Here is a 12,302-nt window from a genome sequence, read left to right on the forward strand (position 1 = left end):
CTTCGCCATTACGTGTTTGGGCATCTATTTTTATTTAAACCTCGCTCAAATATTATACATACCACTGGGATCCTTACTATGTCAGAAAAGTGCTATATCACGGCTCAACAATTACTTGAAGATTCATTCCGCGTAGCGGCACAAGTGTATAAAGATGGCTTTCGTCCAGATTTTATTATTGGTATATGGCGCGGTGGTGCTCCAATTGGGATTGCGGTTCAGGAATATTATGATTACAAAGGTATAGAAACGGATCACATTGCGGTTCGTACCTCGTCTTATTACGGTATTGGTAAGCAATCAAAAGAAATCAAAGTACATGGTTTACACTACATAGTTGAAAACGCAAATGCAGGTGACTCTTTACTGATTGTTGACGATGTTTTTGACTCAGGTCGTAGTATTGTAGCGTTAAAAGAGAAGCTCTCTGAGCTAATGCGTTTAAACTTACCACGTGATATTCGTATTGCTTGTCCATACTACAAGCCAAAAAATTCAAAAGTTGATACAGTGCCTGATTACTACATTCATGAATCTGAAGAGTGGTTAGTATTCCCGCATGAATTATCAGGTTTAACGCCGGATGAAATTATTGAAGGTAAATCTGATTTAGCTAAAATCCACGATATTTTACTTGAAAAGTAAGTAACCTGACCTCTGGATAATAAATCTATCTCAAGCAGCTATTTTCAGCGCTAACTGCGTTGAATTTACTTGCAATAGGCCAGCTATTGACGCGAAAATTCGCCTTGTTTTCACTGTAAATCTCTGGCTAGAGAAAATAAATCTAACTATCACCCATAATCAATATGTTAGTAAATCTCTTAACCAGAGTTCAGGTTAAGCATTATTTTACCTAATAAAAAAGGCCTTAGTGGCCTTTTTTATTGTCTTTAAAGCTGTGCAAAGCTATCTACATAGTCACTTAATTTGGGTATATCGACAGCTTGTAGTCCTTGCGAGCTTCTTTGCACTAAGTTTTTCTCTACTAACTCACTCACTACACGCCTGTATGCACGCTCAGTGGTTGCAAAGCGCTCAGCTTCTGCATTTACCGTAGGGTAAGCACGTAACAAGGTGGGATTGTTATTCTCTGCACGTAATAAGCAGTCTTTGGCAATATTGTAGCTCAACGGCAGTAACAGCTTATCTAAATTAATTTTTTGATTTTCTTGAAACTTAGCCGCAATCGTTTGCGCCGTATATAAGCTTAGCTCGGGTTTATCGAGCAATAATGCGCGCCAATGTTTTAATTCAATCAAGTTATACGTGACATCACTAAAGCAGGTTACCGTGTAAATGCAGGGGTTATTATTAAGTGCTTCAATTTCGCCAATTAGGGTATTGTTACAGTCGAGTTGGCCAAGAAGCAGGCGCCTGCCATTACCTACATCGTAACTAAACGATACAGTTCCACTTCGCACTAACACCAACTTAGTTAACGGTTGGTCTTGCTGTATTAATATTTCTTTTTTTGATTGCTGAAAACTACTGCCGGCAAACGTCAGCAATTGATCAACAAGGTAACTGGAAAAATGGTATTGAAACATCAATCATGCTCTTCGGACAATTGTCCTATTTATTACACCTTAATGACGATAGCATTAAGATTAAGAATTTATGCTAACTTGCCCACGCCGTTAATATAATTAATAGCGTTAAATGACCTTCATTCTTCCGTGTAATGATTAAAAATTGTGGTATTAACCAGTATATTTTAAGGTTTTATTGGTAAGTTAGCTTTTTTATTTTAACTACTGCGTAGCGTAGCTTAATAATGTACTAAAATTTAACGCGTAATACTAACCTAAAGCCTTGGAGAGAACAATTGAGTTGGGAATATTTAGGTTATTTAGCATCCGTCTTATTAGTCATATCATTAACCATGACTGATGTAACCAAACTACGTTGGTTTAATTTATTGGGCTGTATTGCGTTTACTTTTTACGGTGCGGCTATAGGCTCAGTGCCGGTGGCTTTTACCAACGGCTTGTTGGCTTTGGTTAATATTTATCACATTATTAAGCTATATCGTCAGTCAAAAGTTGATACAAAAAAGGGTTAACGCAAGTTAACCCTTTTTTGTTTTTAATTACTCAGCTTTTGCGGCGTCTTTTTCGTAGCGTAACGTACCCGCAATCCACGTTTGCAGCACCTGAGTTTTGTATAGCTGCTCAATGGGGACTTTAAAGTAGTCTTGATCAACCAGTATAAAGTCAGCCCATTTACCTTGCTCTAAACTCCCTAGCTTAAACTCTTGATGCGCTGCATACGCGCCGCCAAGGGTAAACGCACGTAATGCATCTTCTCTGCTTAACACTTCACTGGCGCGCCAACCGTTTTCAGGCAATTGATTATGATCCATACGTGTAATGGCAGAATATAAGCCATCAAACGGGTTCGCGAGCTCGACAGGGTAATCAGAACCCGCTGCAATAGTCGACCCCTGCTCTAAGAATGTTTGCCAAGCGTATGCGCCTTTGAGTTGTTTATCGGTTAAACGCTGCTCTGCCATATGCATGTCAGATGTAGCATGCACAGGTTGCATTGATGGAATTATTTTCAGGGTTTTAAAGCGCGGAATATCCTCTGGCGAGACGATTTGTGCATGCTCCATGCGATTACGCAGTAGTATACCACCGGTTTGCTTAAATACATTTTGATAGGCATCGAGCACAATTTTATTTGCTCTATCGCCAATGGCGTGAGTATTTGCACTAAACCCGCTTTTAAAAGTGAGTGTAAATACTTGTTCTAGCTTTTGTTGGGTTTCAAGCATTAGGCCAAAGTGGTTTGCTCTGTCTGCGTATTCTTCAATAAGCGCGGCACCGCGTGACCCTAAGGCACCATCAGCGTAAATTTTTACACTGCGAATAGATAAAAAATCTTGAGCATCTTGATACCGACCCGCTTTAAGCATCATGTTTAAATCTGGGCTTGCTGCACTTAACATCGCTACAATTCTAAGCGGTAATGTACCTAACTCAGCGCGCTGTTTATAAACTTGCCACGTGGTTTTATCAATACCTGCATCGTGAGTTGAGGTAATGCCTAAGCTTAACAAATGTTTACCTGCGGCATCTAATGCATTGCTAACCGATTGCGCAGACGTTGCAGGCATATGCTGGGTAACCAAGGTTTCTGCTTTATCTATAAAAATACCGGTTGGTTTGCCAAACTCGTCTTTTATAATTTCTCCACCTGCTGGGGCTGGTGTGTCAGCATTAATATTGGCAAGTTCTAGTGCTTTTGAATTAACCCAAATAGCATGGCTATCTACTCGCGATAAAATAACAGGGCGGTCGCTGACGACTTTGTCTAAATCAGCAGCGGTAGGGAAACGCGTGTCGGACCATAGCTCTTGGTTCCAGCCCCGACCAATAATCCAACCTTCTTTGCCTTTGGCAAATTCGTTGAGCTTAGCGGTTATTTCATCTACCGATTTTGCGCCGCGCACATCCAGCTGTGACAAGTTTTCACCCAGGCCAATTACGTGTCCGTGGGCATCAATGAGCCCTGGTAATAAGGTTTTTCCATTGGCGTCAATTAGGGTTGCGCCCGGGAAGCTATTTTTTAAGCTGTCAGGACCTGTTTTTACAACTTTGCCATCTTTTATGACTAAGGTTGTAAATGTATTTACTTCGCCGTGGCGCATTTTTCCTTTGTATAAAGGGGTGTAGCCATTGGCATTATATATTACTTTCGTTTGTGCAATTGCCACACTAGATAAGGCGCAGAGGCTTGCTAGTAATACCGGTTTAATTAATTTATTGAGTCGCATAAAAGGTATGTTGTTATTATTTGTACTATCACAGTAGCAAACTCAAATTTAGAATACCAATAGCATAATTTATTAATAGTCGAATAAGCCCAGCTTTTAGCTAGAGCAAGCAAATTCAGGGTAGGATAGGTTGCGTGTTAACAGGACAGAATTTGTTTAATCTTCTCAAATAAAGCCTAATTAACTAGGCTTTATTTGAGGGAGCTATTTATTTACTGGCGTACAAACTATATTCGCTTAATGACAATTGTGCGTCTTTATCACGGTCGTAACTGCCAAAACGTGACCATAAAGCAGGATCACTGGCAGTTTCCGAACGAGTTAAAAAGCCATCTTGATTACGGTCAAGTTTTTCAAATTCTGAGGCAATATAGCTATTTGTCGCAAAGCTCATGCAGCTAACAACAGTAAGCGTTAGTAAAATAATATGGCAGATAGGTTTCATCTAAATACTCAGTACAAATTGGTGGTTAGATAGTTTTTAAACTCAGTTAAAGAAATTCTGTTGTCTTGATTTTCATCCCAATTTGAAAATGAGTTTAATAGCTGAGGCTGAGCAGCAAGCTCGCTATGGGTTAAATACCCGTCGTTGTTAGTGTCTAGATGTTCAAAGCGTTGCTTTACATCAAGTGCACAGGCACTATGGCTAACAAATAGTAAAGCACCAATAAGGAGAAGCTGTATTTTCATGGTTGGCGTTCCAAGGCATATTTTAATTGCTGGCAGTAATGAAATAAAGCACTTGCCATAATTTAAATCCCAACATTAAATCCGTTTACACACTCCCTCAGGGATTATGGCAAGTGCTTTTAACTCTATACTAATAGATTAAACTTGAATCTAAACTTAAGGTTTAAAGTTTTGGAATTCTTTTTTAGAAATCATCTCGTTATTATCTTTGTCTAAATCGGCAAACTGCTTAAGTAATTGTTTATCTTGCTTTGCCTCAACAAGCGATATTTGGTCATCCATATTTTTATCTAAATGCATAAAACGTACATTTAATGGCGATGCCAGTGCGGTGGCACTAATAGCTAAAAATAGGAGCGAAAAAGCACCAATTAGTTGTTTCATGAATGTACTCCTTTATTTTATAAACAGCTTAAATTCGTTTAGAGATATGAGTCCGTTTTCATCGGTGTCTATCTGTGCAAAGTTCTCATGTAATAAAGCATCTTCACCTGCTTCAGCTTCACTTAATGTGCCATTACTGTCTTTGTCTAAACGATTAAATTCAGCATCTACATCAAGGGCGAATAAATGAGTACTGGTTAGGCACAAACCGATAAGTGCAGCGTTCTGTAAATTGTTTTTGAACATTCCTTGGCTCTTTTTAGATTAATATTAATGTTCTCATAACAAAAATAATGCCAATATTTATTTTTATTAATAATCAGTGAGTTATGTTTTTTTTGTGATGATTGGTGCGTAATTTTTACAAGTAACTGTGTGTTTTATGCAACAATTTTGCAGTTATAAGCGTTTAAAATTTTTTAAATCAATTGCTTAACTTGTCGCTATTTAGAGACAGCAGGGCTTTTTATCCTTGATGGTTCAGCGAGTGTATAAGTTGAGCGCTTAATAATAGAACGTTTAAAAATAGTAAAGGACTTTTGTATGCCCGCAGTCATGGCTGAAAAATATAAAGCATTGATAAATTGGCGCCCCAATTTAATTGGCCAATTTGTAATGAGCATGCTGTTGTCGCTGTTGCCCTTATCTATAGTGGTTATTGTGTTTTTAAATGTATTAAATAAGCAATTAGCGGTCACTCAGCAAATTGTGAGTAATAATTACCAAGTAACTAAGTCGTTTAATCTGCTTAAGCAAGAGCTTAATAGTTTAGAAAGGGCAACAAGACAAAACTGGGTATTAAAGAGCGACTCACTCGATAAGCTAATCGTAGATAAATGGCAATCATCATTGCAAAACATCAATGAGCTAAAACAGCTTTCAAATAACCAAGCAAATACACACCAATGGCAACGGCTAACGGATACTTTGCAAACGGCGCATACTCAACTTGTGGTTGAAGCGCGTCAACAAGCTGAGTTATTTGTGCCAATCAGCGAAATATTAGCGGAGCTAACATTGTGGTTACGTGAGGAAAATGAAGCCAAAATCACTCAAAACCAAATTAAGCTCACAAATTTACAAGCTTCCTTTATAAACTGGTTGATTGCACTTACGCCTTTAACGCTGCTTGTTGGCGGCGGTTTTTTGTGGCGCATAAGCGGGCGCTTAAAAAGCTTAACCTCAGTGATTGATAAATTAGGCCAAGGAGATTGGCAGCAAAAAATATCGGTGCAGGGATCAGCTGAACTCATAGAGTTAGGTAACAAGTTACAGTGGGTGCAAGCGCAGCTGCATATGTTAGAACAACAAAAAGATACATTTTTACGCCACGTTACTCACGAATTAAAAACCCCTTTGGCTTCTATGGTTGAGGGCACTGAATTACTAGCCGATGAAATCGTTGGCCCCATCAACAACGAGCAAAAAGCGGTACTTGGGCTGATCAGTCAATCGATGGTGAGGCTACGTACTATGATAGACAGTTTATTGAGTTATAACGCCATTCGCACCAGTAAAGACAACGTCAGTGAAGTGGAATTTAATCAGCTAATAAAAAAGGTAAATAACCACTTTGAGCACCGCTTAAATGCGCGAGAACAATCGCTTATTTGGCACAATAGTTTACCTAATATTTCTCTTAGTTTGCCACGGGAGTTAATTGAAATGATTTTAATTCAGTTAATTTCCAATGGCTTAAAGTTTTCTCAGCCAAACCAAGTCGTTACTATTAGCTTGAGTCTAGAAAATAACGGCCTAAATATGCAAGTAGCAGATGAGGGTTGTGGCATTAAAGAGCATGAAAGAGATCATGTTTTTGGGGCGTTTTATCAAGGTAAACATACCAAAGAGATTAGCTTACAAGGCAGTGGTTTAGGCCTTACTATAGTCAAAGAGTCAGTTGAACAGTTACATGGGCAACTAAAAATTGAGCATAATGAGCCGCAAGGCTGTCGATTTAATACTGTCATCCCCTATAAAAATAAAGGAGTTAAATAATATGTCTGCGCGTTTAATGGCTATTGTATGGCTAACCAGCAGTCTTGTTTTTTTATCTGGGTGTGAAATAACAAACACTCAAATACAGGGTGAATCAGCATTAAATGTACCCTCTCAGCCAGATAGCAAAACGAATCAGCCAAATCCCAAACCTCGGCCAAAATCAGAGCCAATATATCCCTCTGCAGCGCAAGTTATTGCTTGGCATGCCAATCAGTGCGGTGGTTTTAAATTAGCGCCTAGCAATGAAACCTACTTAGGGGAGCAAGCACTGAAAGCGTTTTTTAGTACAGCATGTTTAAAGCTTAGTAGTGACCCCAATACTGTGATGAGTCAATTACTTAAGCTGGATCAGGCGTACTATTGGCCCGATGATATAAAGCACTATTTATGGCTGCAAAAACAGCACGTATTAATGCAAATAGATGCAAAAAAACAACAGCAAGCATTGAACGCCAAAATGCAAAAAACCTTGTCGTCATTAGCCGCAATTGAACAGCAACTTTTACTACGTGAAGAAACCAAGGAGCAGTAACTATGTCAGTCACACTTCCATCAAGTGCTAAAGTTTTACTCGTTGATGATGATGCCAGCTTGCTGCAATTACTGGCGATTCGAATTCAATCAAAGGGTTATGAAGTAACGACCTGTGATAGTGGTATGAACGCATTACAACTACTTAAAAACCAAGTGTTTGATGCGGTGATCACCGATTTAAGAATGGATGAAATGGACGGCATGGCGCTGCACCGACAATTGCAAAACCGCTACCCTGCGTTGCCTGTTATTATGATGACGGCTCATGGATCTATCCCTGATGCGGTAGAGGCCACCAAGCAAGGTATTTTTGCCTTTATCACAAAACCCGTTGATAAAGATGAGCTGTTTGACAGCCTAGCTAAAGCCATTGAGATACATGGGGTTAATAATGATGAAGTCGCCCCGCAGAGTAATATTGTCACCCGCAGTGGCGCTATGCTGCATTTGCTAGAGCAAGTGAAACTATTAGGGCCTACACAAGTTAACGTGCTTATTTCTGGTGCCAGCGGTACCGGCAAAGAGTTGCTTGCGCAGGCGATTCATCAGCATAGCCATGTTAGTGATGGTCCATTTGTGGCAATAAACTGTGGGGCCGTGCCTGGTGAGCTATTAGAATCAGAGCTATTTGGTCACAAAAAAGGGGCATTTACAGGAGCTGTAAAAGATCATCAAGGCCTATTTCAGCAAGCGCAAGGCGGTACCTTATTTTTAGACGAAATTGGTGATATGCCGCTTAATTTACAAGTTAAGTTGTTGCGTGTGCTGCAAGAAAAAACCATTCGCCCAGTGGGCTTTCAAGAAGAAATTCCTATTAATGTGCGAATTGTTTCTGCAACCCACAAAAACCTACCTGAAGCGATTAGTAATCAACAGTTTAGAGAAGATTTATACTACCGGTTAAACGTCGTAAACTTAAAGTTGCCCCCGCTGTGTGAACGCCGTGAAGATATTAGCTTATTAGCCAACTTTTTTAGTGCCAACATCGCAAAGCGTATGGAGCAAAAAGAAAAGCGCTTTGCAAACGATGCCATGCATGCCCTAGTAAGGTATGATTGGCCAGGTAACATACGTCAATTACAAAATGTAGTGGAGCAAGTGGTTGCGTTGACTCCTAGTGAGGTTATATCTGAACATTTAGTGCTTAGTGCCCTAAACAGTAATGAAAGCAACGTTGAGCCATTATCACTTAATGAAGCTAAAAAAGAGTTTGAACGAGACTATGTAATTAATACCCTGAAAATGGCAGGAGGCAATGTGGCAGAAGGCGCCAAACTTGCCAAGCGTAATCGTTCTGATTTTTATAAGTTGATTAAAAAGCATGAGATTGACGTAGATGGTTTAATTTAATTGGTTTTTAAAAGGAAGTGAGCATGCAGTTATTCATGGTGTATTTAGGTGGACGCATTCAAGGTTGTCACATAGAAATGCACGACGTACGTTTTGTGGTAGGCCAAAATATTGAGCAAACCTATACCAAACTAAAAAGCCAATGGGTGGGTGATAAAAACAGTGTACACATGGATAGCTACATGGCGGTTAATCATATTGATGGTTATAAAATCGAGGTGGTTGATAGTTATGTAGAGCAAAATAAGCAACTTTATTTTGTTAACTTAGGTGCTTACAGAAGCGACTCAATGGCAGAGCAACACGACTTTGCTTTGTATGTTGCCAGCAGTAGTGAAGAAGCGAAACAACGCGCTAAAAATGACTTATTAGCAGGGCTGAGTCATCTTCATAAAGATGATTTATATGATGTTGATGACTGCTTTGCGATTGATTTACTCGATAGTCAGCTTAATATTAAGCTAACCCCAAGCGGCCAAGCACAACCAATTAAACCGGACTGGTTTGGTTATCATGTATTATAGTTGCTAAGCATTTGTTTGGATATTGTGTGAAAAAGTATGCGTTTATACTTTTGCTAGTTGGCTTAAGTGGCTGTAAATCACTGTCGGGTTTACCGCCCGTTGTTGATTTAAATAAACTGGTAAAGCAAGTAAAAAACGACCCTACCAATGTGGTTGCAATTCACAAGCAAGCACAAAAAACACACCGCTCTATTAAAGCACAGGTTGGTAGCGTAAAACAGCTTTTAGCCGCATTAGAAAGCGTTGTTGGGCGCAAGTGGGGTAAGCAAAATACGCAACAGCCTAGTGCAAAAAAATACGTCAAATACAGTAATGATTACCAAGCTCGTGCCATTATTGATTTTGAGCAAGGCACTGTAAAAGTAGAAACCATCGCGTTAAAAAATACAATAAGCTTGTTACAGCAGGCCATTGTTATGACCCTACTGACCTCCAGCGACCCCGATAAAACCGATATTTTTACCAGCGAAGCCCCCATATTAGAAGGCGAACCATTTTTATATCAACAAGTACTCGACCAAGATAAGTTACCAATAAAATACTCTTGGCGAGCGAACCGGTTTGCGCGTTATTTAGTAAATAATAACTTAAAAAAGCAACGACAATATGGGCATCTTATTTCGTCGGTTAGCTTTGATTTAGTGGAGCAAAACACCCATTTAAGAAAGCAAAAGTACAGTGATTATGTGCTGGCGGCTGCAAAAAAATATCAAATATCGGCAGCGCTTATTTATGCCATTATTGAAACCGAAAGTAGCTTTAATCCACATGCGGTGAGCTCATCAAACGCATATGGATTAATGCAAGTGATCCCCGCAACTGCAGGGCGGGATGTGTATCAAAAAATTAAAAAAGTACCCGGGCAGCCAACCAAAGCAGTGTTGTTGAATCCAAAGCATAATATTGATATTGGCAGCGCGTATTTAAGTATTTTAAAAAATAACTACTTACATAAAATTAATACTGATAAAAGTAAGCACTTTGCCATGATCTCGTCTTATAACGGTGGGGCGGGTAATGTATTGCGCATTTTTAATAAAAATAGAAGTGTGGCGTTTTCACAAATAAATCAGCTTACTTCAAGCCAATTTTATAACATTCTCACCACTAAGCACTCTCGAGCGGAATCAAGACGCTACCTATATAAAGTCACTAAAGCAGAAAAAAACTATCAGTAACTTATTTACTCATCACTTTCTTGTTGTTCACTTTTAGCGGCCATTTTAAAGGCTACTATTACTAAGCCAAACATAGCAAATGGAATCGCAGCTAATAGGTATTCGACCAAATGACTGTCTTGAAAATTAGCTTGCAGCAAAAAATGCCCCGCAACACACATAATAATAACGATCAAAAGGATGGGCAGTAACCTAAGTTCTTTTTTTGCTGAGTGTTTTTTCATTAGTTAAGATGAGTTGAGGTATAAAAAATAATGCACTATTGTAATGAGCTTACTAAAGCTTGGCAAACAACACTGATTTTTAAATTGCGATTAGGTATGATTAACATCAAAGAAAACCTTAAAAGTAGTGGTTGGGGATAAAGTGCAACAAAGCTTAAAGCAAGTTTACCTAGTTGGCGGAGCAGTACGAGATAAACTGCTAAACATACAATCAAAAGATAACGATTACGTTGTTATTGGTGAAACGCCAGAGGTTATGGAAGCGCTTGGGTTTTTACCCATTGGCAGCGACTTTCCCGTTTACTTGCACCCAAAAACCAAAGAAGAATATGCACTAGGGCGCACTGAGCGTAAAAGTGGTAAAGGTTATACCGGCTTTGTGGTGGATGCGAGCCCAAACGTAACCCTTGAAGAAGACTTAGCACGCCGAGATTTAACCATTAACTCTATGGCACTTGACGAAAACGGCACTATTATTGACCCTTTTAATGGTCAAGATGATTTAAAAAATAAAGTGCTGCGCCACACCACCCAAGCATTTGTAGAAGACCCGGTTCGGGTATTACGTATTGCCCGTTTTTTAGCCCGTTATGGTAGTGAATGGTCTATTCATCCAAGTACTACTGCATTAATGCATGAGCTTAAAAATAAAGGCGAGCTGGAACATTTAGTGCCAGAGCGCGTGTGGTTAGAAACTGAAAAAGCGCTTGGTGAAAAACACCCAGAGCTTTATTTTCAAGCATTAGATGGCTTAGGTATTTTTCCTGAAATTGAACAGATGAAAAACACCCCACAGCCGGCAAATCATCACCCCGAGGGCGATGTGTTTGTACATACTATGTTAGTCCTTAGGCGAGCAGCCGATTTAAACTTTAACCTAGAAACCCGGTTTGCTGCTTTAACTCATGATTTTGGTAAAGCGCTCAGTTACAAAAAACAGGGGAATTTACGCGGCCATGAACGTGAAGGGGTTGCGGTGGTTGAGGCCTTTTGTGAACGGCTAAAAGTACCTAATCGCTTTCGTGATATCGGTGTGCTCACCAGTGATAACCATACGCTTTGCCACACGCTTGAACAGTTAAGGCCGCAAACTATTCATAAATTAATCGTCACTAATTTAAATGCATTAGTGCACCCAGAGCGTTTTATTGCCTTTACTCAAGCGTGCCAGTGTGATGCACAAGGGCGAGGCGAAACGCTGGTAGATAAGCCTTATCCACAAGCCGCTAAATTACGTGCAATTCACAATGAACTACAAAAAATGGATAAAAAACAAATTGTGCAACATGCACTTAAAAGCGGTAAAAAAGGCCCTGAAATAGGCGAAACGGTCAAGCAGGCAGAAATAGACTGTATTAAAGCGTTTTTACAGCTTAATGGCTAACTTGTAAGGTTTGTGTAGTTAAGCACTACGAGCTAAAGCCTCAGCTTGCATGGCTTGTTTATTACTTACCTTGTGCTTTTTAGTCGCGCCCTGTTGAGCATGGTTATTGGCTGCATTAGGACGATATAAATCGAGAATAAACTCTATTTCTTCGGGTTCTAGTAACTCTTTCATTCTGACTCCTCCTAGGTGAGTAGACTAAGACTGAGCGAATGAATTAAAAGTGAATCGTTACACTTGAGTGTGAATTAA

General features: G+C 39.5%; 16 protein-coding genes. 8 read left to right on the forward strand and 8 right to left on the reverse strand.

Annotated elements, in window-relative coordinates; genetic code table 11:
• Window positions 1-78: 78 nt before the first annotated feature.
• The gene (locus tag L641_RS0115305; RefSeq protein WP_008111161.1) at window positions 79-645 is read left to right on the forward strand and encodes a phosphoribosyltransferase family protein; all 567 of its coding nucleotides are present in this window, start codon (window positions 79-81) and stop codon (window positions 643-645) included.
• Between the two features lie 248 nt (window positions 646-893).
• Here the strand turns inward: L641_RS0115305 and L641_RS0115310 are convergent, their stop codons facing one another.
• Window positions 894-1,550, reverse strand: coding sequence for a cyclic nucleotide-binding domain-containing protein (locus L641_RS0115310; RefSeq protein ID WP_024602363.1), 657 nt, complete (start codon window positions 1,548-1,550; stop codon window positions 894-896).
• Window positions 1,551-1,828: 278 nt separating this feature from the next.
• Between L641_RS0115310 and L641_RS0115315 the strand changes: the two genes are divergently transcribed.
• A complete protein-coding gene (locus L641_RS0115315) occupies window positions 1,829-2,065 on the forward strand; it encodes a YgjV family protein (RefSeq protein ID WP_024602364.1) in 237 nt (78 codons plus the stop codon).
• 27 nt (window positions 2,066-2,092) lie between these two features.
• Here L641_RS0115315 and L641_RS0115320 read toward each other — a convergent pair whose 3' ends face one another.
• From L641_RS0115320 to L641_RS0115340, 5 genes are all read right to left on the reverse strand, one after another.
• A complete protein-coding gene (locus tag L641_RS0115320; RefSeq protein WP_024602365.1) occupies window positions 2,093-3,781 on the reverse strand; it encodes an amidohydrolase in 1,689 nt (562 codons plus the stop codon).
• 208 nt (window positions 3,782-3,989) lie between these two features.
• On the reverse strand, window positions 3,990-4,226 hold the full coding sequence (locus L641_RS0115325) for a calcium-binding protein (RefSeq protein ID WP_024602366.1): 237 nt from the start codon (window positions 4,224-4,226) through the stop codon (window positions 3,990-3,992).
• Between the two features lie 8 nt (window positions 4,227-4,234).
• Complete coding sequence (locus tag L641_RS0115330; protein WP_016900452.1) at window positions 4,235-4,471, reverse strand: EF-hand domain-containing protein; 237 nt, start codon at window positions 4,469-4,471, stop codon at window positions 4,235-4,237.
• Between the two features lie 156 nt (window positions 4,472-4,627).
• The gene (locus L641_RS0115335) at window positions 4,628-4,855 is read right to left on the reverse strand and encodes a hypothetical protein (RefSeq protein WP_024602367.1); all 228 of its coding nucleotides are present in this window, start codon (window positions 4,853-4,855) and stop codon (window positions 4,628-4,630) included.
• Between the two features lie 12 nt (window positions 4,856-4,867).
• A complete protein-coding gene (locus L641_RS0115340) occupies window positions 4,868-5,101 on the reverse strand; it encodes a cag pathogenicity island protein Cag25 (RefSeq protein WP_013465728.1) in 234 nt (77 codons plus the stop codon).
• Window positions 5,102-5,398: 297 nt separating this feature from the next.
• On the opposite strand from L641_RS0115340, the gene L641_RS0115345 reads away from it, so the two are divergent.
• From L641_RS0115345 to L641_RS0115365, 5 genes are read left to right on the forward strand one after another with little or no spacing between them, the layout of a single operon-like run.
• Window positions 5,399-6,853: a HAMP domain-containing sensor histidine kinase gene (locus tag L641_RS0115345; protein WP_024602368.1), complete on the forward strand. Its 1,455-nt coding sequence runs from the start codon at window positions 5,399-5,401 to the stop codon at window positions 6,851-6,853.
• A gap of 1 nt (window position 6,854) precedes the next feature.
• Window positions 6,855-7,388 (forward strand): hypothetical protein, encoded by a 534-nt coding sequence (locus L641_RS0115350; protein WP_024602369.1) that lies wholly within the window; start codon window positions 6,855-6,857, stop codon window positions 7,386-7,388.
• 2 nt (window positions 7,389-7,390) lie between these two features.
• The gene (locus L641_RS0115355; protein ID WP_024602370.1) at window positions 7,391-8,740 is read left to right on the forward strand and encodes a sigma 54-interacting transcriptional regulator; all 1,350 of its coding nucleotides are present in this window, start codon (window positions 7,391-7,393) and stop codon (window positions 8,738-8,740) included.
• A 23-nt stretch (window positions 8,741-8,763) separates the two neighbouring features.
• Window positions 8,764-9,264 carry a DUF1543 domain-containing protein gene (locus L641_RS0115360; protein ID WP_024602371.1) on the forward strand — a complete coding sequence of 167 codons (501 nt, stop codon included), beginning with the start codon at window positions 8,764-8,766 and terminating at the stop codon, window positions 9,262-9,264.
• A gap of 26 nt (window positions 9,265-9,290) precedes the next feature.
• On the forward strand, window positions 9,291-10,442 hold the full coding sequence (locus tag L641_RS0115365; RefSeq protein ID WP_024602372.1) for a murein transglycosylase domain-containing protein: 1,152 nt from the start codon (window positions 9,291-9,293) through the stop codon (window positions 10,440-10,442).
• Window positions 10,443-10,447: 5 nt separating this feature from the next.
• Here L641_RS0115365 and L641_RS0115370 read toward each other — a convergent pair whose 3' ends face one another.
• Entirely contained in the window at window positions 10,448-10,666 is a 219-nt protein-coding gene (locus L641_RS0115370) for a hypothetical protein (protein WP_024602373.1), read from the reverse strand.
• Window positions 10,667-10,808: 142 nt separating this feature from the next.
• Here L641_RS0115370 and L641_RS0115380 point away from each other — a divergent pair, with 142 nt between their 5' ends.
• Window positions 10,809-12,050 carry a multifunctional CCA addition/repair protein gene (locus tag L641_RS0115380; RefSeq protein WP_024602374.1) on the forward strand — a complete coding sequence of 414 codons (1,242 nt, stop codon included), beginning with the start codon at window positions 10,809-10,811 and terminating at the stop codon, window positions 12,048-12,050.
• An 18-nt stretch (window positions 12,051-12,068) separates the two neighbouring features.
• On the opposite strand, the gene L641_RS23400 is transcribed toward L641_RS0115380, so the two are convergent.
• The gene (locus L641_RS23400; RefSeq protein ID WP_010387666.1) at window positions 12,069-12,224 is read right to left on the reverse strand and encodes a hypothetical protein; all 156 of its coding nucleotides are present in this window, start codon (window positions 12,222-12,224) and stop codon (window positions 12,069-12,071) included.
• Window positions 12,225-12,302: the final 78 nt, after the last annotated feature.

Origin of the sequence: Pseudoalteromonas sp. TB41 (assembly GCF_000497975.1) — a bacterium.
GTDB lineage: Bacteria > Pseudomonadota > Gammaproteobacteria > Enterobacterales > Alteromonadaceae > Pseudoalteromonas > Pseudoalteromonas tetraodonis.

Bases quoted from the DNA above. Each gene is read 5' to 3' on its own strand.
- L641_RS0115335 (WP_024602367.1), bottom strand. From the start codon at position 4,855: ATGAAACAACTAATTGGTGCTTTTTCGCTCCTATTTTTAGCTATTAGT.
- L641_RS0115325 (WP_024602366.1), bottom strand. From the start codon at position 4,226: ATGAAACCTATCTGCCATATTATTTTACTAACGCTTACTGTTGTTAGC.
- L641_RS0115350 (WP_024602369.1), top strand. From the start codon at position 6,855: ATGTCTGCGCGTTTAATGGCTATTGTATGGCTAACCAGCAGTCTTGTT.
- L641_RS0115305 (WP_008111161.1), top strand. From the start codon at position 79: ATGTCAGAAAAGTGCTATATCACGGCTCAACAATTACTTGAAGATTCA.
- L641_RS0115320 (WP_024602365.1), bottom strand. From the start codon at position 3,781: ATGCGACTCAATAAATTAATTAAACCGGTATTACTAGCAAGCCTCTGC.
- L641_RS0115345 (WP_024602368.1), top strand. From the start codon at position 5,399: ATGCCCGCAGTCATGGCTGAAAAATATAAAGCATTGATAAATTGGCGC.
- L641_RS23400 (WP_010387666.1), bottom strand. From the start codon at position 12,224: ATGAAAGAGTTACTAGAACCCGAAGAAATAGAGTTTATTCTCGATTTA.
- L641_RS0115360 (WP_024602371.1), top strand. From the start codon at position 8,764: ATGCAGTTATTCATGGTGTATTTAGGTGGACGCATTCAAGGTTGTCAC.
- L641_RS0115355 (WP_024602370.1), top strand. From the start codon at position 7,391: ATGTCAGTCACACTTCCATCAAGTGCTAAAGTTTTACTCGTTGATGAT.
- L641_RS0115370 (WP_024602373.1), bottom strand. From the start codon at position 10,666: ATGAAAAAACACTCAGCAAAAAAAGAACTTAGGTTACTGCCCATCCTT.
- L641_RS0115310 (WP_024602363.1), bottom strand. From the start codon at position 1,550: ATGTTTCAATACCATTTTTCCAGTTACCTTGTTGATCAATTGCTGACG.
- L641_RS0115330 (WP_016900452.1), bottom strand. From the start codon at position 4,471: ATGAAAATACAGCTTCTCCTTATTGGTGCTTTACTATTTGTTAGCCAT.
- L641_RS0115340 (WP_013465728.1), bottom strand. From the start codon at position 5,101: ATGTTCAAAAACAATTTACAGAACGCTGCACTTATCGGTTTGTGCCTA.